The organism is Mesorhizobium sp. M0701, from assembly GCF_040320365.1.
Classification (GTDB): Bacteria; Pseudomonadota; Alphaproteobacteria; order Rhizobiales; family Rhizobiaceae; genus Mesorhizobium.
This window is the reverse complement of the sequence record NZ_JAMYPO010000026.1, coordinates 57,561-78,317: the sequence shown is the minus strand read 5'-3', so window position 1 is coordinate 78,317 and position 20,757 is coordinate 57,561. Positions and strand designations below refer to the sequence as shown.

20 protein-coding genes and 1 pseudogene are annotated in these 20,757 nt (G+C 60.4%); 5 read left to right on the top strand and 16 right to left on the bottom strand.

Translation table 11 applies throughout. The annotated features are described in order from the left end of the window. Positions 1-45: 45 nt before the first annotated feature. The 5 genes from NKI24_RS22775 to NKI24_RS22755 all read right to left on the bottom strand — a co-directional run bounded on the left by NKI24_RS22775 (position 46) and on the right by NKI24_RS22755 (position 4,860). Positions 46-900 carry a sugar phosphate isomerase/epimerase family protein gene (locus NKI24_RS22775; protein ID WP_352748437.1) on the bottom strand — a complete coding sequence of 285 codons (855 nt, stop codon included), beginning with the start codon at positions 898-900 and terminating at the stop codon, positions 46-48. Positions 901-903: 3 nt separating this feature from the next. Next, positions 904-1,680, bottom strand: coding sequence for an ATP-binding cassette domain-containing protein (locus NKI24_RS22770; RefSeq protein WP_352748434.1), 777 nt, complete (start codon positions 1,678-1,680; stop codon positions 904-906). Beyond that, positions 1,677-2,669, bottom strand: coding sequence for an ABC transporter permease (locus NKI24_RS22765; RefSeq protein WP_352748431.1), 993 nt, complete (start codon positions 2,667-2,669; stop codon positions 1,677-1,679). Before NKI24_RS22765 ends, NKI24_RS22770 begins: the two co-directional genes overlap by 4 nt. Positions 2,670-2,733: 64 nt before the next feature. Further along, positions 2,734-3,723, bottom strand: coding sequence for a sugar ABC transporter substrate-binding protein (locus NKI24_RS22760; protein WP_352748428.1), 990 nt, complete (start codon positions 3,721-3,723; stop codon positions 2,734-2,736). 75 nt (positions 3,724-3,798) lie between these two features. Continuing rightward, entirely contained in the window at positions 3,799-4,860 is a 1,062-nt protein-coding gene (locus NKI24_RS22755; protein WP_352748425.1) for a LacI family DNA-binding transcriptional regulator, read from the bottom strand. A gap of 144 nt (positions 4,861-5,004) precedes the next feature. Here NKI24_RS22755 and NKI24_RS22750 point away from each other — a divergent pair, with 144 nt between their 5' ends. Both NKI24_RS22750 and NKI24_RS22745 read left to right on the top strand, forming a co-directional pair. Continuing rightward, complete coding sequence (locus tag NKI24_RS22750; RefSeq protein ID WP_352748422.1) at positions 5,005-6,036, top strand: hydroxyacid dehydrogenase; 1,032 nt, start codon at positions 5,005-5,007, stop codon at positions 6,034-6,036. A 588-nt stretch (positions 6,037-6,624) separates the two neighbouring features. Continuing rightward, a pseudogene (locus tag NKI24_RS22745) lies at positions 6,625-6,894 on the top strand (Ros/MucR family transcriptional regulator); the annotation flags it as partial. Between the two features lie 626 nt (positions 6,895-7,520). Here the strand turns inward: NKI24_RS22745 and NKI24_RS22740 are convergent. Together NKI24_RS22740 and NKI24_RS22735 are read right to left on the bottom strand one after the other, a co-directional pair. Continuing rightward, positions 7,521-8,399: an MBL fold metallo-hydrolase gene (locus NKI24_RS22740; RefSeq protein ID WP_352748419.1), complete on the bottom strand. Its 879-nt coding sequence runs from the start codon at positions 8,397-8,399 to the stop codon at positions 7,521-7,523. Continuing rightward, positions 8,386-9,891 (bottom strand): aminotransferase class V-fold PLP-dependent enzyme, encoded by a 1,506-nt coding sequence (locus tag NKI24_RS22735; protein ID WP_352748416.1) that lies wholly within the window; start codon positions 9,889-9,891, stop codon positions 8,386-8,388. The genes NKI24_RS22740 and NKI24_RS22735 overlap by 14 nt, the downstream gene beginning before the upstream one ends. A gap of 94 nt (positions 9,892-9,985) precedes the next feature. On the opposite strand from NKI24_RS22735, the gene NKI24_RS22730 reads away from it, so the two are divergent. Further along, complete coding sequence (locus NKI24_RS22730; protein WP_023721564.1) at positions 9,986-10,468, top strand: Lrp/AsnC family transcriptional regulator; 483 nt, start codon at positions 9,986-9,988, stop codon at positions 10,466-10,468. Positions 10,469-10,660: 192 nt separating this feature from the next. Here NKI24_RS22730 and NKI24_RS22725 read toward each other — a convergent pair whose 3' ends face one another. The 8 genes from NKI24_RS22725 to NKI24_RS22690 are packed head-to-tail and all read right to left on the bottom strand — an operon-like array spanning position 10,661 to position 17,274. Next, a complete protein-coding gene (locus tag NKI24_RS22725; RefSeq protein WP_352748413.1) occupies positions 10,661-11,353 on the bottom strand; it encodes an amino acid ABC transporter permease in 693 nt (230 codons plus the stop codon). A gap of 18 nt (positions 11,354-11,371) precedes the next feature. Then, positions 11,372-12,088, bottom strand: coding sequence for an amino acid ABC transporter permease (locus tag NKI24_RS22720; RefSeq protein WP_352452052.1), 717 nt, complete (start codon positions 12,086-12,088; stop codon positions 11,372-11,374). Positions 12,089-12,147: 59 nt separating this feature from the next. Then, positions 12,148-12,975, bottom strand: a complete 828-nt coding sequence (locus NKI24_RS22715; protein ID WP_352452051.1) for a transporter substrate-binding domain-containing protein — start codon at positions 12,973-12,975, stop codon at positions 12,148-12,150. A gap of 24 nt (positions 12,976-12,999) precedes the next feature. Beyond that, positions 13,000-13,740 carry an amino acid ABC transporter ATP-binding protein gene (locus tag NKI24_RS22710; RefSeq protein WP_352452050.1) on the bottom strand — a complete coding sequence of 247 codons (741 nt, stop codon included), beginning with the start codon at positions 13,738-13,740 and terminating at the stop codon, positions 13,000-13,002. A 57-nt stretch (positions 13,741-13,797) separates the two neighbouring features. Beyond that, the gene (locus NKI24_RS22705) at positions 13,798-14,361 is read right to left on the bottom strand and encodes a peroxidase-related enzyme (protein WP_352748408.1); all 564 of its coding nucleotides are present in this window, start codon (positions 14,359-14,361) and stop codon (positions 13,798-13,800) included. Then, the gene (locus NKI24_RS22700) at positions 14,358-14,840 is read right to left on the bottom strand and encodes a CMD domain-containing protein (RefSeq protein ID WP_352452048.1); all 483 of its coding nucleotides are present in this window, start codon (positions 14,838-14,840) and stop codon (positions 14,358-14,360) included. The genes NKI24_RS22705 and NKI24_RS22700 overlap by 4 nt, the downstream gene beginning before the upstream one ends. Beyond that, a complete protein-coding gene (locus NKI24_RS22695) occupies positions 14,837-16,306 on the bottom strand; it encodes an NAD(P)-binding domain-containing protein (protein WP_352452047.1) in 1,470 nt (489 codons plus the stop codon). Before NKI24_RS22695 ends, NKI24_RS22700 begins: the two co-directional genes overlap by 4 nt. Then, a complete protein-coding gene (locus NKI24_RS22690) occupies positions 16,303-17,274 on the bottom strand; it encodes a LysR family transcriptional regulator (RefSeq protein ID WP_352452046.1) in 972 nt (323 codons plus the stop codon). Before NKI24_RS22690 ends, NKI24_RS22695 begins: the two co-directional genes overlap by 4 nt. A 213-nt stretch (positions 17,275-17,487) precedes the next feature. Here NKI24_RS22690 and NKI24_RS22685 point away from each other — a divergent pair, with 213 nt between their 5' ends. Further along, on the top strand, positions 17,488-18,558 hold the full coding sequence (locus tag NKI24_RS22685) for an NAD/NADP octopine/nopaline dehydrogenase family protein (protein WP_352748403.1): 1,071 nt from the start codon (positions 17,488-17,490) through the stop codon (positions 18,556-18,558). 359 nt (positions 18,559-18,917) lie between these two features. After that, positions 18,918-19,460 carry a hypothetical protein gene (locus NKI24_RS22680; RefSeq protein ID WP_352452044.1) on the top strand — a complete coding sequence of 181 codons (543 nt, stop codon included), beginning with the start codon at positions 18,918-18,920 and terminating at the stop codon, positions 19,458-19,460. Here NKI24_RS22680 and NKI24_RS22675 read toward each other — a convergent pair. Next, entirely contained in the window at positions 19,407-20,687 is a 1,281-nt protein-coding gene (locus NKI24_RS22675; RefSeq protein ID WP_352452074.1) for an MFS transporter, read from the bottom strand. The genes NKI24_RS22680 and NKI24_RS22675 overlap by 54 nt on opposite strands. Positions 20,688-20,757: the final 70 nt, after the last annotated feature.

Sequence of the window (20,757 nt, the reverse complement as noted above, 5' to 3'; positions counted from 1 at the left end):
CACCGAAGGGCGCTCGACGCGGCGCGTGTGCAAGCCCGAAGGTAGTCAGCCCAACGTCAGTCCGGCCTGGCGCGCCGCATCGCGCAGGAATGGCAGCCCGACCTCGATGACGTCGCGCGGATCTTCCGCCACCGGACGCCATACCGCCAGTCCGCCGGCAATGTCGGCATCGACATGGTTCATGCTTTCGAGCGTGATCGCGCCCCGGTAGCCGACATCGGCGATCGCCTTCATGCACGCCCGCCAGTTGAGCATGCCGCGCCCCGGCACACCGCGATTGGCCTCCGAGACATGGACGTAGCCGAGGAAGGGTGCCGCCGCGGCGAAGCCGGCGGCAAAGCTCTCCTCCTCGATATGCATGTGGTAGGTGTCGAGGTGGATGAAGACGTTGCCGGCGCCGACGCGCTCGATAATCTTTGCCGCATCGATGCCGCGGTTGATCAGATGTGTCTCGTAGCGGTTACAAGGCTCGATGCCGAGCTTCAGCCCATGCGCCTTGGCAGCCTTCGCCGCGCGCCCGAGGAATCGGCACATGCCGTCGATTTCTGCCGTGGTCGGCGCACGGCCCGAGGTCTTGCCGATCGTGCCATAGGTGACGCCGCCGAGCGCCGCGCTGCCGACCGCTTCGCAAACCCGGAAGGCCGGCTCGAGGAAAGCCAGCGCCTCGTCCGGCCGCTCGACCACGTCGAGCGCGCGCGGCAGGCCGAGCGATGGGATGAGCTCGATACCCTGGCGTTCGGCGAAGGCGCATGTCTGCTTGGTGTCGATCTCCTCGGGTCGCAGCAGCGGGATCTCGAGCAGGCCGATGCCGAGTTCCTTCAGCCGCTCCATCTGCGGCTCGATCAGGTCAAGGTCCCAGACCGGAGCAATGGCGAAAGTGTGCAATCCAAAAACATTCATCGGTCAGCCTCGTTGTTCGTGCGCCGCGGCGGCACTGGTATCGCCGCCGCCGACGATGCGGCTGACGACTTCATTCATGTTGGTCCTGGCTGTGACGAGATCGGCATCGGCCCGCCCGTGGCGCAGCACCACGATGCGGTCGGTGACCGAAAGCACGTCGTTCAGCCGGTGCGAGATCAGGATGACGGCGATGCCTTCGGACTTCAGCCGACGGATGAGATCGAGCACGCTCTGCACCTCGCGCACGGCGAGCGCCGCAGTCGGCTCGTCCATGATCACCAGCTTCGGATTGAAGGTCAACGCCCGGGCGATCGCCACCGTCTGTTGCTGGCCGCCCGAGAACGAGCCGACCGAGCGGTTGATCGACGGCAAATGCGCCCCTAACCGCTCAATCATCTTTGCCGCCTGGCGGTCCATCTCTGCCTTGTCGACGAAGCCGGGAAACAGCCCGAACAGTTTTCTGGTCGGCTCGCGGCCCAGAAAGATGTTGGCCGCCACGTCCTGCTGCTTGGCCAGCGACAGATCCTGGTAGATCATCTCGATGCCGAGCTCGCGCCGCTGGCCGGGATCGAGTGGCAGGATGTCCTTGCCGTCGAGTTCGATCGATCCGGTATCGGCGCGGTAGATGCCTGTGATGGTCTTCATCAGCGTCGATTTGCCGGCCCCATTGTCGCCGACAAGGCCGACCACCTCGCCCGCCTCGACCGAGAGGTCGACGCCGTGCAGCACATCGACGGCGCCAAAACTCTTGCGGATGCCATGGAGGGTGAGAAGGGTCATACGCGTGACTCCTTCCGCACCTGATACTGGTCGATGAACACCGCAAGGATCAGCACGGCGCCGATCGCCATTTGCTGGTAATAGGATTGCACGGCAAGCAGGGTCAGCCCGTTCTGCAGCACGCCCATGATCAGCGCACCGATCATCGTGCCGAGGATCGAGGCGCGGCCGCCGAACAGATTGGTGCCGCCGATGATCGCCGCGGTGATCGCCGTCAACTCATAGTTGATGCCGGCGGTCGGGTCGCCGGCGTTGACCCGGGCCGTGAACAGCAGGCCGGCGAGGCCGGCAAGCGCCCCGGACAGCGTGTAGATGATGCGGCGATGGTGTTCGATACGGATACCGGCGGCGCGCGCAGCGCCTTCGCTATCGCCGAGCGCCAGCGTGTGGTGGCCGAAGCGCGTGTATGCAAGCACGCAATGCGCGATTATAGCTGTGAGCACCAGCAGGATGACCGGCATTGGAATGCCAAACGGCCGGCCCTGACCGATATAGACGATCGCCGCAGGCAGCCCGTAGATCGCCCTGCCCTGCGAGATCACCAGCGCCAGACCGCGCGCCAGGCCAAGCATGCCGAGCGTGACGATGAAGGCTGGTACGAAGGCGCGAGTGACCAATTGCCCGTTGATATAACCCGCCAGCCCGCCGGCCATGATGCAAGCGGCGACCGCGAACACCGAAGGCCAGCCGAGGTTGACGGCAACGAATGCGCCCGCAACACCAGCAAGTCCCATCACCGAGCCGAGCGACAGATCAAGCCCGCCCGAGCCGATGACGAAGGTGGCGGCGATCGCCAGCACGCCGATCGTTGACGTCGCCAGCAGGATGTTGAGAAAATTGCTGAGCGACAGGAAGTACGGCGACAGCACCGCCATCGCCGCGCTCAGCGCCAGCAGCACCACCAGCGACTCCAGCCTTATATGGAGCCGTTCGACGGACGCACGCTGCACCCGAGCCCAGAACCCAGGCTGTGCCATTTCAGAAGCCATTTGCCTCACCTTTGAAAGGGGTGGCTGGCGCAGGCTAACCCCGCGCCAGCCCAGTCCGGGAGGACTATTTCACGTATTCGAGCATCGGCTCCTTGCCGGCATCGAGCACATCCTTGGTCAGCACCAGGGTCGGCACGGCGATGCTGTCCTCGACCTTGTCGCCCGCCAGCGCCTTCTTGACGTTTTCGACCGCCTGCTTGCCGACGAGGTAAGGCAGCTGTGCCACCGAGGCGTTGAGCCGCCCGTCCTTGATCGACTTCACCGCATCCGAATTGCCGTCGACGCCGATGATGGTCACCTGCGGCCCCTTGCCGGCGGCATAGACGGATTCCACCGCGCCCAGCGCCATGCCGTCATTGGCGCAGAAGATGGCAACGAGGTCGGGATGCGCCGTCAGCGTATCAGTGGCGATCGAGGCCGCCTTGCCGCGGTCCCAGTCGCCCGGCAGCGACGCGACGATTTCCAACCCTGGTGCCAGCTCCTTGAGCTTGTCGGCAAAACCCTTGGCGCGCTTCTCGCCGGTGATGTTGCCCGACAGGCCTTCGATCACCAGCACCGGGCCTTTGGCGTCCTTGCCTAGCTTGGAAACGAGATATTCGGCGCCTTGCGCGCCGGCCGCAACATTGTCGGAGCCGATATGGAAGGTGACTTTGATACCTTCCTTGTCGAGCACCGCCTGATCGAGATTGTTGTCGAGATCGACGATCTTGATGCCGGCATCCTGCGCGGTCTTCAGGCAAGGAAGCAGATTGGTCGAGTTGATGGCGGCGGTGATCATCGCCACCGGCTTGCGTTCGAGCATCGTGTTGCAGAGGTTGAGCTGCGGCTCGGCGGCCTGGTCGCTTTCGGCCGCCTGCTGGAAATATTTCACGCCAGCTTCCTTGGCGCCGTCCTCGACGCCCTTTCCCATCGCACCCCAAAACGGGTTAGCCAGCGTCTTCATCAGCACGCCGTATTCACCATCCTCCGCCTTCGCCGCGCTGATGGCGCAGAGCACCATCGCAACGCACAGAGCCAAGGTAAATCGATTTATCTTGAGAACAAACGGTGTCATTTTTCATCCTCCGGTTGACGTCACGTGCCGCGAGCCAAGGCCAGGTGCAGCGCTACTGGCTGTCGACAATGGGGGTTATTGTCCGTCTCCTCCCCCGGAATGCGGGACGTTACCTGGCGAGCCAACGGATTCCCGCATCATAACCTTGCAAGGCTCGAGCCGCGCGATCGGCGGCCCCTCCTCGCCTTCGATCCTGGCAAACAGCGCCTCCATGGCGTGGCTGGCGATCTGACGCATCGGCTGCACCACGGCGGCGATAGCCGGCCATGTCACCTGCATCCATTCGGCATCGTCGAAGCCGATCAGCGAAATGTCGTTGGGGCAGTGCCAGCCGCGGCGGCGAAATTCAGAAAGCGCCACCAGCGTGCCCTTGAGGAACAGCGAATAGACCGCCGTCGGTCGTTCGCCTTTTGCAAAATAGTCGCGCAATTGCGCCCGCAGCGGTTCGACGTCGGTTTCCGCAAGCACGACGTCGATGCGGACATCCGGCGCCAGCGCCCGCGCGGCGGCGCGAAAGCCCTCGAGGCGGGCGCGCACGGTCGCCGCCTGTTCGCCAAGACCGACGACCAGAATGTGGCGGTGGCCCTTGCCGATCAGTTGGCCCGCGACCTCAGCGCTAGCGGAAGCACTGTCGGCCGACACGGTATCGAAGGCGTCATCGGACAGCACGCGGTCGATCAGCACGCCGGTCATGCCGTTGGCCTTCATGAATGCGGCAGCCGGGCCGTGCTCGTTGCGCACTGGCGCCAGCACCACGCCGGCCACCCGCCAGTCATGCATGCGGGCCAGGATCTCCGTTTCGCGCGCCTCGGATTCGCGGCTCGATGCCGCCACCAGCGTATAGCCGCGCTGCTCGGCGTGGCTCTCGAGCTGAGTGATCATCTGGCCGAAGAACTCGCTTTCGAACTCGGGCATGATAGCGCCGATGATGCGGCGCTTGGCCCGGCGCATGTCGGAGGCAAGCGGATCGACGCGGTAGCCCAGCAGCTCGATGGCGTCGATGACGCGCTGCGCATTCTCTAGCTTCACCGTGGTGACGCCGGCCATCACCTTGGAGACGGTGGCAGCGGACACGCCGGCATGGCTGGCTACGTCGTGGATCGACGGACGCCGCTGCTGGGCTTGTCGATGCGCCATTGTTCTCCTCCTGGGGCGGATAGACGCATTCTCGTCCGCTATCAAAATTAGTAAATCGATTTTTCACGATTGTAAATCGTTTAATCTTGAGTAAACATTCCCTTCAGGAAAGCGCGGACGCGGATCGCGCCGGGAGGAACCATCATGTCCGATAGTACCTCGCCGCTGGTCATCAGCGCGCCCGAACCGCGCACGCTCGACCTGATTTTCACCCTCGATGCGCTGAAGAGGTTCCGGGCCAAGTACCGCATCGTGGAGACAACCGCTGATGAAGTCGCGGAACTGCCGGCGGATATGCTGGCCGGGGCCCGCTACATCATCGGCCAGCCGCCGATCTCGGCACGGACGCTGGAACAGATGAAGGCGCTGCGCTGCGTCTTCAATGTCGAGACCAATCTCGTCAACAACATGCCCTATGAGACGCTGTTTGCGCGCGGCATCCATGTCGTCACCACCGGCCTCGTCTTCGCCGAGCCGGTGGCCGAGCTGGGCCTTGCCATGGCACTCAATCTTGCCCGCGACATCGTCGACGCCGACCTCGCCTTCCGCCAGGGCAAGGAGTTGTGGGGCGGCGATGGCAACCAGACGGCGCGGCTGCTTTCGGGCGCCGATGTCGGCATCATCGGCTTCGGCGATCTCGGCCGCGCCCTGAACCGGCTGCTGACCGGTTTTCGCACCCGCACGAAAGTGTTCGATCCCTGGCTGCCGCCATCGATCCTGATCGACAATGGCGTCGACCCGGCTTCGCTCGAGGAGGTGCTGACATCAAGTGATTTCGTCTTCGTCGTCGCCTCGGTGACCTCTGAGAACCAGGGCTTTCTCGGCGCGGACGCGTTCGCGAGGATGCGCAGGGGCGCCGCCTTCATCCTGCTCAGCCGCGCTGGCGTGGTCGACTTCCCCGCCCTGATGGCGGCGGTGAAAAGCGGCCACATCGTCGCCGCAAGCGACGTCTTCCCCGAGGAGCCGCTGGCGCGGGAACATCCCGTGCGTGCCCTGCCCGGCTTTCTTCGCTCGGCCCACCGCGCCGGCGCGCTCGACATCGCCTTCAAGCGCATGGGCGACATGGTGCTGGAGGACATGGACCTGATCGACCGCGGCCTGCCGCCGCTGCGCTCCAAGCGCGCCGAGCGCGAGACCGTGTCGAGAATGCGTTCCAAGCCTGTGACCACAAATTGAACTTAAGGCTGCCCTAGGAGATTGAGAGCTTGATCAGGTCGTGAAGGATGCCAGAGGCTCGGTCTTGCATCGGGCCAGGCGGCGGTCCTACCCGGTACGTCGCGGTGCTTTGAAGGCCTGCAGTGCTTTCGATGACGAATTGGGTGACAACGGCGGCAAGCGCGCCGACGCCAAAAAAGAGCAGCACCAGGAGCGGTCGCCGTGACCGCGCCCGCCAACCCTTGAGCCCTCACGATTAGGGTAGGTTACCGGCTATTCTGGAAAACGCCCCGCTACGCTCGGCTCAAATCGACCCAGCTAGCAGATCTGAAGGCCCTGAACTAAGCCTTGAGCAGCTTGTCGCGTAGAAGAGAATGGAGGAGGAAAAGTGGAACATGCGTGTGCCGAGAAGATGCTTAAGGTCTTCGCTGCGGTTCAGCATGGCCATTTTTGGCGGTTTCAGTAAGCTCCATAGCCAGGTTGAATCTTGTTGGTATCAATAGGCGTTTCCGCCCAGTCGTTGTTTCAGCGGTTAAATCCGGTGCACTCCGTTGCGTCGTTGATCATCAGCCAATAGAGAGGGAATAAATCAGACAAAAGGACCAATCAATGACCAACCAAGCCGATACCCGCGCTGCCGAACTTGCTGAGTTAACCGCCGGCATTGTCTCAGCATATGTCAGCAACAATTCGTTGCCGGTGTCTGGCTTGCCGGATGTGATAGCATCGGTTCACACTTCGTTGTCCGGACTTGGCACGCCGATCGCGCCTGCCGCTGAACCGCAAACTCCCGCGGTCAACCCGAAGAGGTCGGTGACGCCGGACTTCATTATCTGCCTCGAAGACGGCAAGAAGTTCAAATCCCTGAAGCGGCATCTTAGATCTAGACGTCCGCGCCTTAATGCGGCAAGACCGGTCGCATCTATGTTTGAGGGCATCGCGTTGAAACACCAAGAGCGCTAAGGGAGAACAAGCGGTGATTTTCGTGTGCGATCGCTATGATCGCTGCCCGGGTCGCCCGCAGTCAACTGTGCCGGCCATGGGAACGAGTTATGAGCGCCAAATCCGGCTATTTAGTTGCGCGCGAGGAACATGAAAGCCGCGATCAGCCTTCGGCAGTTCCGGCCTGTCTGGAGCGCCTATCAAATTGCTCTAGTCGACTGGAATCGCGTCAAATCACCAGTACATACATCGGCTATGTGAGGTCCGCCTCAAGCTTTTCATCCCCAAAAGAATTGCCTCCCAGGTGCGGCTCGATAACCGAAGCTTGGCGATCCTATTCCACATCCGAGATACCTCCTCAGAACATGATCGATAATAGTGTTGCAGGCGCGCCACCGCAATTGCTTACCGCGATCACCTCCGAGAGCGCTCCGAGGATTGTTCATCCCGACGACGTACGTGGCGAGGATCGACCCGCCTGCGCCAATTCGGACGAGCGTGTATCCGGCGCAATCCTGAACCGATCGTGAGCTGAAGCTGCTGGAGGGAGCCCTTCCAACTCGTCACTGACCCCAGACCGATCCTGGCAGCGCGTTGAGCGGGATTTTCAGATAACGCAGGCCATTTTCCTCGACCTGAGGCAGCTCTCCTCCGCGAATATTGACCTGGAGGGCATGCAACATGAGCCTTGGCATCGGCAATGCCCTGTCTCGCGCCTCTCGAAGCCTGATGAACGCACTCCGAGATTGACCGACAACGTGCTTGTTTTTCTCTTTCTGCTCCGCCACCGAACTCTCCCACAGAGCCTGGCGCCCTCCCGGCCTGTAGTCGTGACCGGTAAAGAGACGGGTCTCGCCGGGTAAGCTCAAAATGTCCTGGATGGACTGCCACAGATCAGCTGCGCTGCCGCCTGGAAAATCGGCGCGGGCGGAGCCGCTATCGGGCATGAAAAGCGTGTCGTGAATGAACGCCGCGTCGCCGATGACATACGTGATCGACGCCAATGTGTGCCCTGGCGAGTGCATGACGCGGGCTTCCAGCTCGCCAATCTTGAAGATCTCGCCGTCGCCAAACAGCCGATCCCATTGTGAGCCGTCGCATGCGAGATCCGGCCAATTATAGATCTCCTGCCAGATCTGCTGCACTTTCTTCACGCGCTCGCCGATCGCTATCGGCACGCCGGTTTTTGCCTTGAGATAACCCGCGGCCGAAAAGTGATCGGCATGCGGATGGGTATCCAGAATCCATTCGAGCTTCAGATTGTGGCTGTTGACGTAGTCGAGGATCACGTCCGCATTTGTCGTTGCTGTCGAGCCGGACTTTTCGTCGAAATCGAGTACGGGGTCGATGATGGCGCATCTTCGCGAACTCGGGCATGCAACGACATATTGGATGCTGCCCGTCCGTGCATCATAGAACCCGGCGCCTTCAGGCTGCTGCATGGGCATTGCCCTCGACTGCGGCTCGCGGGAAGAAGATCGCCCGGCCAGGATCGAGGTCGTAGTCATGCTCGAAGTCCGTTGCCTCGGACGCAATCTGCGCCACGGCATCGAGTATGAACTGCACCTTCTCGTCCGGCAGCAGAACGCTGAAATTCAGCCGGGTGAATCCCGGCTTTTTCATTTCCTCGCCAGAGAGAATGGCTTGCCTTATTTCCTCGGACTGTTCGTCGTCGATCGATAGCAGTCTGTGCACATACGGGCCGGCACAGGCGCAGCCACCGCGCGCCTGGATCCCGAACCGGTCGCTTAGCATGCGCGTGATCAGCTGCTGGTGGAGGTAGCCACCCTTTCCGTTTTCGACCCTAAAGGAAAAGATCGGAAGCCGCTCAGGATCCGACAGGCCGAGGAGTTCCAGCCGCGGCACGTCTTTCCATGCGCGAAAGGCACGGCGCGCTAACTCGCGATTGCGCGCTACCATCACATCAAGTCCGATCGCATCTTTGACGATGAAGGCCAGCGCGGCTCGTATGTCGCCGATCACGTTCGGCGTACCAGCTTCCTCGCGGGATTCCAGGCTGTCGCTGTAATCGTGTGTCTTCGGGGAGACAAACTTCACCGTCCCGCCACCTGGCCACGACGGCGTTTTCGTCGAAGGTCCGTCGCGTCGAACGATCAAGATGCCGGAGGCGCCGGGACCCCCGAGGAACTTGTGAGGCGAAACAACTATCGCGTCGATCTGGGCATCAGGGGCGGGCGACATGGAAATCGGCAGGTAAGGACCTGCGCCCGCATAGTCCCAGATCATCTTTGCGCCGGCGGCCTTCACGATCACGGTGATGGCCGCGACATCGCTGGTGATGCCCGTGACGTTTGAGGCCGCGGACATGGTGCATATCGTCAGATCTGACGACCCCCCGCCAACCGCGTCCTTGAGCTGAGACAGGTCCGGCCCGCCAGACGGATCCTCGGCGATTTCCACGATTTCTGCTCCGCTCTCACGCCAGGGCAGAATGTTGGAGTGATGCTCATAGGGACCGATAATGATCCGAGCGCGCTTGCCCGCTGCCACGGCTTCAGCGACGCCGAATAGCTTGACGAGGCGGTTGATCCCCGACGTAGCGCCGGAGCCGGTGAAGATCACAGCATGCCGTTCGGTGGCCCCGCAGAATTGACCGACCAGGGCGCGCGCTTTCCGACGCATGCGGGTCATGAAGCCTCCGCAATACGAGGCTTCCGTGTGGCTGTTGGCGTAGTACGGCAGGACCTCCTCAAGCACAAAGCGCTCGATCTGACGGAGTGCGCGGCCTGACGCGACATAGTCGGCGTACACCAGGTCCTTTTGCCCGTATGGACCCACGATTTTCGCCGTCGATCCCACAAGCCCATCCCGGAGGTCGGCGGTCACGTCAGCCTTTTTCTTTAGCCCCTGGCGGAACTTTGACAGAGGGGTCTCGGTCTGCCCTGTCGTCGGGCGAGCTGCTTGCACGGTCATTCTCCCCGACTCGGATATTGACTCGGATTGTAGCCTGCTCCACGGTCGAAAAAATTCACCTATTTTCTGCAATTTCTTGCAAAGAGCGTGTCAGATGATCGAAGATCGGGCGAAAATCGATGCATTTGATATGAAGATTTTGACGGCCATGCAGATCGATGCAAGCCTTTCGCAGCGAGATTTGGCGGAGAGGGTCGGCCTGTCTCAGAACGCGTGCTGGCGGCGGATCCAGCGCCTGCAGTCGCTAGGTCTTATCCGGGGGTCGCACAGCAATATCGATCTGCGAGCGCTGGGGCTCGACCTGACGGTTTTCGTAATGGTCCGCACTCGCCACCATTCCAAGGAGTGGAGTGAGGCGTTCCGTGCCCATGTCGAACGGTTGCCGGAGGTGATCGATTTCTATCGGATCGGAGGGGACTGGGACTACCTGATCAAGGTCGTGACACAAGGCATGTCCGGCTACGATGCGTTCTACCAGAAACTGATCACGAACTTCGACCTGGCTACGGTGACAGGCTTCTTCTCCATGGAAGCGATCATCAACAATCGTCCAGTGGATCTGACCAATCTGCGATAATCCGGCACCTGCTGTTGGACACTTCGCCTTCGTCGTCGCCAAGCCGTCGACCGTGGCACCCACCAGGGTGAGGTGTCGATTACATGAGCCACGCAGGGCTGGCTGCGAGTTCGCCCCATGAGCTGTTTGCGGGCCTCAACTGAGCCTTAAGTTCCTCCAGCCCTTAATGAGCGGGTTCTGACCACGCTTCGCTCAGGTCCGTACCCTAAGGGCTTGCTCCAACCTGTCGGCAATCTGGGTGACGATATAGGCAATCACCATGTAGATCACGACGGCAATCACGAAGGCTTCGAGGTAGTAGTAGTTCAGCGCGGCGGTCAGCTGGGACTGGGCGAAGATATCGACAACCTCGATGGCGAATCCGAGAGAAAGAGCCTTCATGATGACCATCATCGAGGTTGTCAGGTCGGGAATTGCCGTGAGAGCCACCTGGGGAAACAGAATCCGTCGGAACAATTGGCCGTTCGTATAGGCAAGGGAATGGGCGGCGTCTGACTGACCGGTGTCAAAGGCGTTCAGGGCTCCTTTGATAATTTCCGATTGGAACGCAGCGATACAGCCTGTCACCGCAATAATAAGGATAACCGAGTTGGGTGTTTCGTGGGCGTTGAAGTTGATCCCGAGCAACGAGAGCAGGAACTGGAATGCCGGGGGCAGACCGAAATAGGCGAGGAAAATCACGATGACCATCGGAACGCCCTTGAAGACGATCTTGTAAGCCATGATGAGCTCTCGCAGCACCGGGACTCGTCTATATTCGACGAGTGCAAAAATGCTGCCGACTAGCGTCGACAAGACGAAGATTGTCAGCGCCATTCCAAGCGTTACAGGTACGGCGCCCAGAATTTCCTGGGTGTCCTGGAGCAAAATTTCGGTATCGAACATGGTTTAATACCCTTTAGGTCAGACGCTGGCGATGGCCGCGTTCTTGATCTGAGCTGTTGTCGTGGCCTCAGGCGCCTGCATCGGCGAGCGAAGCTCGAACAAGTGCACGATGAACCAGGCAATCAGGCACATCAGCGCATAGATGACGGCCAGGACGAGGTATGTTTCGAACTGGTACTGGTTATAGTCGCGCTCCATGATCAAGTGCGCGGTCGCCATCACGTCGGCCGCCCCAATGTACATGACCAGCGCAACGTTATGGATCAGGTAGATGATGGAATTTCCATAGCCGGGCAATGCGAAGTGCACCGCTTGCGGGCCCACGATGCGGGTGGTCTTCTGGCGAAAGGTATATCCTAGACTGTCTGCCGCATCATGCTGGCCGCGATCGACGGCCAGGTATGCGGGCCGAAGGACTTCCGACAGATAGCCGCCATGGTAAAAGCTCAGTCCGACCATCGCAGCGATCGTCGGCGAGAAGAAATCTGCGGAGCCGAACAGGGCCACCAAAAGGGGGAGCCCGTAGAATGCGACGAACAACTGGAGGACGACGGGAACGCTGCGGGCATAGGACACGTAGAGGTCGGTGAGGTGGCTGACCACTGGTATCCTGCGAATCCGCAATGTTGTCGCAACGAGCGCCAAGCAAAAGCCGACCAACATGGCGGTAAACGTGATAGCGAGCGTCAGCGGCAATGCCGAGAGCAACTCGGGAATCATAGCGGAAACATCCACTTTGAAACACTCCTTCTTGCAATTCAGCCTTGCCGCTGACGATATCTACTTAGATCACATCATTTCATATACTTGACGATGCCTTCGCCAAACCACTTCTGCGATAGCTTTTCGATCGTGCCGTCGTCTTTCAACTCCTTGAGTACCTTGTTCACGTCATCGACCAGAACCTTGTTTTCATCTGACCTGTGAATAAGCATATAGGTGTTGTTGCTGAAGACTGGTTCGGACGCCACGATGTCGAGCTTCTTTTCATCGATGACGGTCTGCTCACCAAGATTTGAAGGCAGGACCAGCGCGTCGAACTTGCCGTTCTGAACCTCATCCAAACGGTTTGGATACGGGATTCCGGCGCTCGACGCCGTCACGTCAAGCTTGTATTGCGGATTTTCTTTTTGCCAGTTCATGATGAACTTATAGGTGCCGCCGCCAGCCGTGGTCGGAACGATCCTCTTTCCGACCAGATCTTTCATTTCCTTGATGCCGCTGCCCTTTTTGCTGTAGATCTTCATCAGGCTGGCGCCCATGGGGTTTTCCGGAATGAAGAACTGCTTGGCGCGCTCGGGTGACTTGTAGTAACCACCGACCGCGATGTCGTACTTGCCTGTGGCCAGGCCGGTTTCCTGCGCGATGTCGGAGACTCCTTCCATTTCGAACTTGTATTGCGGCAGCTTTGCGTTGATCGCCCTCAGCAGATCGGGTTCATACCCTTGCGGCTCGACGCCGAGCGCGCCCCAAGCCAATGGCTTGGATTCGGCAGAGGTCGCGATCTTGATTGTCCGAACGGTCTGACCATAACTGATCCCTGCTGTCGCAAGGGCAATTGCGATGCCGCCGGCGACGGCCAGGACATAACGACGCGAAAAACTGGATTTGATTGCAGACATTTCTTGGGTTCCCTTCTTGTTGGATTATTGAAAAGCGAGTTCAGACTGCAGGAATTGAGCAAGTCGTGGGCTGGAAGGCGCATCGAAGATCTCAGCCGGACTGCCGTCGGCGGCAACCACGCCACGATCCATGAAGACGATCCGGTTCGAGATGTTCCTTGCGAATTGCATCTCGTGGGTCACAAGCAGCGAAGTGATGCCGGACGACGTGACGTCCTTGATCACCTTAAGAACCTCACCGACCAGTTCTGGATCAAGCGATGATGTCGGTTCGTCGAAGAGCATCACATCCGGCCGAACCGCCAGCGCTCGTGCGATTCCAGTCCGCTGGAGCTGGCCGCCTGACAATTGGGACGGATAGCTGTCCCGCTTGGCGGAGAGGCCAACTCGTTCAAGCTCCCTGAGCGCGATTTCACGGGCTTCGTCCGTGGATTTGCGCTGCACGACGACCAGCGGATCCATGACGTTCTGGAGGACGGTCATGTTCTTGAACACGTTGAATTGCTGAAAGACCATTGCTGTCCGCAGCCGGATCGCCTGGATGGCTGCCTTGTCGGCGCGCTGGTAATCCATCCGAATCTGGTCGAACGCGATGGTTCCAGATGCCGGCTTAACCAGGTAGTTGATGCATTTTAACAGGGTGGTCTTGCCGGTGCCGCTTGGGCCGATGATTGACACAACGTCACCTCGCTTTACCGAGAGATTGACGCCGTTCAGGACCTGCGTGCTTCCGTACGACAGTCTTATATCTTTGAGGTCGAGCATTGCTGGTTGGTGTCCTTCAGAGTGTGGGACGGAGTGCCTTGATCGCATGCGACATCATCACCCGCTCTCCGCATGGCCGAGAACGTGCATCAGCCGGTTTGCCCAGCCGAAGATCGATATGGCGTGGATCAGGTCGATGATCTCATGATCATCCATGCCGACTGATCGAAGCGCGGCGACATCGTCTGCTGTCGCTTCCGACGGTGCTGCCGACAGGCGGCGGGCAAAGCTGTAGATTGCCGCATCGCGTGGGCCGAGCGCTTCAGGTTTGTCGAGATACAGCGCGGTGACCACTTCGTCGCTCTTGGTCAGTTCTGCATGCCTGCGGGCGTGAACAACGGCACAGAATTTGCAGCCATTGACGATCGAGGCACCCAAGGCGCCAAGCTCGCGATCGGGACGGGCAAGCCCGCCTTCGACATACATGATGGCGTTGAACAGGATGGTGCGGGCAAGATAGCTCTCTGGGTCATGCGCTAGGGTGCGCACATATTCCGAAACTTTCTTGGCCGATGGGGTTACCTTCATAGCTTCAAGCTGTTCCGGCGTGGCCTCGGATAGCTCGACCGGCCCGATGTACGGATACCAATTCAATGGCTTCAGACGAACCGAGGAAATCATGTCGACCTCATCAGACGCAATCCGGCCGCCACCCGTGTCTGGAAGTTGACAAAGGCAATCAGTTCGGAGAGCGCGACGATCTGAGGATTGTTCAATCCGGCCTTCTCCAGGAGAGCGATATGGCTCGCTTCCGCCTTTTTCGGCGTCAGGGTGATCAGGTCAACATGACGGACGATGGTCGCCAGCGGTTCATTCAAATCTGTTTCGCCCTGGGCCAAGGCCAGAAGCTGCTCAGTCGGACCAAGCTGAGCCAGTTGCACATCATATTCGGCCACCAGGACCGGATCGGCGTTCAGGGCGGCCATGCGACGGGCAAGAGCAACACGCAGATTCGGCGCCAGCCCCTGATCGTTTGCCGGCTGCAGCACCGAGAGGCGACATTCTTCCGCCCCTCGCACGAATTCGGGCCGAAACCGCCTTGCGGCGAAAAGCGCATCGTCCGGTGAAAGACCGGCAGCCTTGTCCATCGCGTCGATCACAACGCGGCCTCCTTCTGCAGCAAGGGAGTTGAATCGACCCATTCGTCGCCCAGAAGTTCGGGCGTGTCGTAAGCGATCAGATTGGCGAAGTGGGTTTCGACATCCTCGGCAAACAGCGATGCGGCAATGCCGCGGACCAGACGGTCGGCCCCGGCGCTGACGGCCGGGATATCGCCGGAGACCTTGCCATGGGTCAGCATGGCGGCGTCGTTGAAGCAGTGGATATGCGCCAGCATCGGGCAGGAGCCGGGGACGCGTTCGCGAAACTCGAAGGCCGGACCGAGATCCGGCGCGTCCGACATGCCTGCACGAGCCGGCCCCATATCCGGCCTATATCGGCCATCCGACCAGGTGCGGATATGTGGGGCGATCGCCGCAAATTCCGGGCGGCCGCTGAAGTCGTTTGAAAAGCCGGTCGCCGCGATCAGGAAGTCGCAGCGCAACGGTCCCTGCGTGGTTTCCACCAGCAGGGTCCCTGCCTCCTCCTTCACCGCAACTATGCCGCAGTCGAGGAGGAACCGAGCATTGGGGTGGCGAGACACGCGGAGTGTCGATGAACGCGGCGGCGGTGTCTGGGTCGAGGCGGTATAATCGAAGAATTTCCACTTCCAGGCATCGGGCAAGTGATGCATGCCGAGTACAACACCCGGGCTGCCAATCCCGGTCAGCTTGTTGATGCGCGGCATTTCCTTGCGCCGGATCAACATGTCAACAGAGCCGGCGCCCGCCTCGAGTGCCGTTGCGGCATTATCCATGGAAGAGGCGCCAGCACCGATCACCGCCACGCGCTTGCCTTTCAGCGTGTCGAAATCGATGTCGTCGGCGGAATGGGCCCAATAGGCCCGATCAATGCCGCTGAGGAAATCGGGCACGGCAAAACCGCCCAACCCGGACCGACCAGTGGCCAGAACGAGACGACGGGTGAGAACCCGGCCGGTTTCCGCGCCTTCGATATCGATCGCAATCAGATCTCCAACGGGTGCCAGTCCGGTCATGCGCACGCTGTTGCGCACCGGCAGGCCAAGAACCTTGCGGTACCAGACGAGGTAGTCCATCCACTGGCCCTTGGGGATTTTGTCCAGCGACCGCCAGGCCTCAACGCCCCATTGCGCCGTGAACCAGGCGCGGAACGTCAATTGCGGCAGGCCGAGCGACGGACCGTGCAGGGTTTTTGGCGACCGAAGCGTTTGCATGCGGGCAAACGTCACCCATGGTCCTTCGAGCCCGGCCGGAGCCGCATCATAGGCCACGACATTGGTTATCCCGGTCAGCACCAGCTTTGCCGTGGCAGCAAGTCCGCACATGCCGGCGCCGATCACCACGACGTCACGGACCGGCACGCCATCGTGCGAACGCGCGGGAACCCATGGCTTGGCGGGCAGTTCGAGAAACTCGAGATCCTGTGCAAGCTGTGCTTCGAGCGCAGCAAGACCTGTCGGCGTTGGCGCGGCGGGGGTATGCTTCATATTCCTGTTCCGTGATTTGTGCCGGATGCAGGATCGCTCACCAATTGGCCAGCGAGGGTCGGATCTAGTTTCTTAAAGCCGACGATCGACCGTTCAGCCACCGCTTCGACCGCATCCATCAACGCCTGCGCGACTGGACGAAGGGGGCGTTTCTCGGCAGCCACAACGCCCCAATAAAAGAGAACGGTTGCGTCGATCGGCCGGATGACGACATCGGGCAGGGCGACGCCATAAGCGGTGAGGGGATCGATGACGGCCGCCGCGCCAGTCTGACGCACGATCTGTAACGCGCCATATGCAGTATTCGTCCGGATCACTGGCCCTGTGTCGATGCCCCTGGCCGCCAGGGCCTTTGAGACATGCAACTGGAAACGTAGGGGGTTGAGCAACGTTGCGACGTGGCGACCGGCAAAAGCGGAAAGCGGTATGACGTCAAGTTCAGCCAGCGGATCGTCCTCCCGCACGGCAGCAACGTCAGGCGCTGAATAAAGCCGCAGGACATCCAGACCAGGCGTATCGAGCGGCAAGCTTGAAAACCCGATCTCGGCACGTCCGCTCCGCACCTCCTGGGCGACGATCGAGGGGAGAAACTGCCCGAGATGCGTCTCGTGTGGAAGCTCGACACCTTTGAGTTCGGCCATGGCCGTCGGGATCAAGCCAGTTCCGATCGCCGAGGTCGTAACAATCTGCAGAATCCGACCTCGGCCGGCGGCAATCATCTTGGCCCGCGCCGCTAGTTCGGTGAAGGACATCAGCAAGCGCCGCGCCTCCTCCTCGAAGGCCACACCCTCCTCGGACAACTGCACCCGCCGACCGACACGGTGCAGCAATTCGAAGCCGAGCTCTGCCTCGAGATCCTGAATGGTGCGTGTCACTGCAGGTTGGGAACGACCGAGCATGTCAGCCGCCTTGGTAATGCTGCCGCTGGCAGCAACCGCAAGGAAGCTCTGAAGGTCGCGGGTTTCCATGTTCTCTCTACATGCGCAATCCGTATGATTGACATCGTCTCATTCATTTTTGATATATGTCAAGCGGAAACGAATATTCGCTGAGGCATGTTGCAATCGCGGGCTCAGGCCGGAATCCCATCGCCAGAAGCCGACGATGGCAGATGCGGCTCCGATTTGTGGAACCTCCTAGTGAGAAATGGAGGCTGCAATGCCCGCAACAGGAGGGAATTTATGCGCGTAAGCATTCTTGGCGCCGGAGCGATTGCTTACGGCCTTGCCGCCTATTTGGCGGAAGCGGGACATGACCCTATGCTTTGGTCGCCTTCCGGAGAACGCACCAAGGCGCTGGCCGCCGGTGGATTGCTGAAGGCTACCGGAGCTATCAAGGCAACGATTAAGGTGCGCATCGCCAAGGATTGCGAAGACGCCATTGCCGATGCCGACGTCGTCATAATCGCGTTGCCGGCTTACGGGCACAAGATGGTGATGGACGCTGCCACTCCTTATCTAAGGGACGGAACGCCGGTTATCATCAGCTCGCACAGTTCCTTTGGGGCACTGTATCTCTCCAAGCGGCTTGCGGACCGGAAGGTTAGCCTGCCGATCGTCGTCTGGGGTACCACGCTCGTGACCGGGCAACAGCGCGGGCCAGCCGAAATCGATGTTGCAACCGTTCGCCAGAAACTGGATGTCGCGACGCTGCCTTTCAGTGCTCAGGACCAAGGGTTCGAGCTTTGCACGAGCTTGTTCGGCGATCGTTTCGTCAAGCGCGACGGCATGCTTGCTATCGCGCTCAGCAACCTCAATCCGCAGAACCATCTCGGGATCGCTCTTCTTAATCTCACACGCATGGAGAAGGGAGAACAGTGGAGCCAGGCCGGAAACGTCACCCCGGCTGTCGGCCGCTTTATCGAGGCTCTGGACGCGGAACGATTGGCGATCGCCGCCCGTTTTGGAATTGCCGTGCGCACAGTTGAAGAGCATTTTTCATTGTCGTTTCACGTCCCCATGGGCACCGTTTCGGAAATGAACCAGGAGATGGATCGCCAAGGCCGCGGCGGCTTCGGCCCGTCAACCATCGAAAGTCGCTATATTCTCGAGGACGTTCCGTTCGGGCTGCTGCCGACCGTTTTATTGGGGAAGATCAGCGGAAATTCAGCGATTCTCCATGAATCTGGAATTGCCATATTCTCGGCGGCTTACGGTCGCGATCTCAAGGGCGATAACGATATTCTTCCTGCTCTCGGCATCGAAGGAATGGCAAAAGCGGACCTCGAAAACCTTTGCCGTAAGGGATTTTAACAAGTTTTCACAGTGGACTGGGACATAGGCCAAGTGCCCGAAAAACCACCGGGGCTGGTTGCCGGCGAGCACGACATGCAGGTTCCTCGGCGAGCGCCGGGAGATGTCTCCAGGAACTCAGCACGAGATCGAATGGTCCCGCCCGGCGGTGTGAGTGGGTCTGTAGCAGGGTCCGTCATCGAAACCCAGTGCGGCATGGTTCCAGCAGTTGCCAGATGCCTGAACATTGCATCAACTGCGCAGGCGCTTCGCGCCTCCATCAAGATACCGGCCATGCAGGCGCCGACAGTCCGGAACAACGAGTGTCGTAGCCCGTTCAGGATAAGTGGTTCGTCCACAATCAGCTACGCGAGATAGACATGTTCCGATTTCTAACGTTGGCAGGGACCATCTTGGGTCTGACGATGTCGCCGGCGCAGGCCGCCAGTGATGCGGATCAGGCTGTCGAACAATTTCACCGTACCTGTCTGGCCGAGGGTCCCAATTTCGAGCGCATGATAGAGACCGCGCACGAACGCAGGTGGACACTTATTGCCGAAGCAGGCTTCGCCGAACTCGCGCCAATCGCCAATCCAACCTCAGTGGAGGCATGGCTCGTGGCCGAAGCGGAAGAAGGATTGCCAGCAGGAACCATCATCGGCACCACCAAGGCGACGATGAGCGGCAAACCTGTGCAGACGTGTACGCTGGCATTTCCCGATGTCGATCAAGAAGCATTTCGGAAGAGTTTCTTCACCCGTACGGATGCCGAGAAGATTGCCGAAGATCGCGATACGGAGGAGTTCTCGCGTCTCTACATCCTCGTTGCCGGCGGACGTAAGCAATTTGTCCGGCTGGTGGTCCTGCCTTCAACGCCACCAGGAAACCCGCGCGTCGTTGCCAGTTCGATCATGGCCGACTGACATGTCATTCCTCCCGCCCCCGTGCTCCTCTGGAGGGCGAACACTGCGAAATGTCGCGAGCAGCAGAAGGTCGTAGATAATTTTCAGCCCACCGGCGATGATCAGGGGCCAGCCGAAGCTGGAGACGGCAAGGAGAGCCCCTGCGAGGACTGGACTGGCGGCCGCCGCGAGGCTGCGCGGGACGGCGGTGATGCTCGCCGCGGCAGCCCGCTCTTCGGGCGTGACCACGGCCATGACGTACGATGTGCGAGTCGGCACGTCCATCTGCGACAGCGCGCTTCTAATCAGCAGAAGAGCGATAGCCGGAGCGACGCTCGGCATGAACGGGATGAGCACCAGACAGAGGCTCGACGGAAGGTGCGTAAACACCATCGTGTTTATGAGTCCGATCTGCTGGGAAATTCGCACAGCGACCAAATAGGACGCAGCCGAAAGGACACCCGTCCAGAAAAAGATTGCGCCGGTCGCGGCGAGCGACAGGCCGAACCGTTGAAAGAGCCAAAGGGCCAACAACGACTGGACGACGAAGCCGCCTGCGAAAGCATCGAGGCTGAAGAGTGCGGCGAGCGTTAGAACGATGGAGCGAGACCTGCGCAATGGCTGTGCCGACACTCTGTTTGCGTCAGGCGCGTCACTCGGCAGCCGCCGATAGAGGAGCACCGCCGCCAACCCAAGCGAGGCATAAAATAGAAAAGCTGCCTGGAGGACCTGTTTCATTTCCAGGCCGATGGCGTCGCGGAGAAAGTCGGGCGCTCCGGCGGCCAGCGCCCCGACGGCGCCGGCGAGGGAGCCGATGAGGCTGTAGCGCGCAAAGAGCGCCGTGCGGTCGCGGTCGGTGACGTTCTGAGCAAGCTGCGCATGTTCGAGCGGTAGAAACACGCTGACGTCCCCTGAAGATGGGTTCAGCGTGCCGACGAACGCGATGAGAAGCAGCGGCCAGAAGTCGTGAACGACAGCGAAGACGACCCCCGTTGCTATCATCAGGACAGCCGCTGCGGTCAGCAGCGCTCGACGGGAGAAGCGGTGCGCGACGATCCCAACAGCCAGGGTGAGGACGGCTGAGCCCGCGAGCGTCGCCGTCGACAGGGTTCCGATCTCGAAGGCGTCGAAGCCGAGCGTGGCCAGATAGGCGGGAAGCAGGATGCTGACCAGACCGTCACCGAACGCCCGCAGTCCCCTTGATATCAGCAGGTTCGTAGCAGTCGGGTCAGCACCGGCAGGAAGCAGCCTGAAGCGCCGCTTCGAAATAGCTTTGCGCAAACCGTGCGCGAGCCACTGTAACGTCAACGATGCCTCC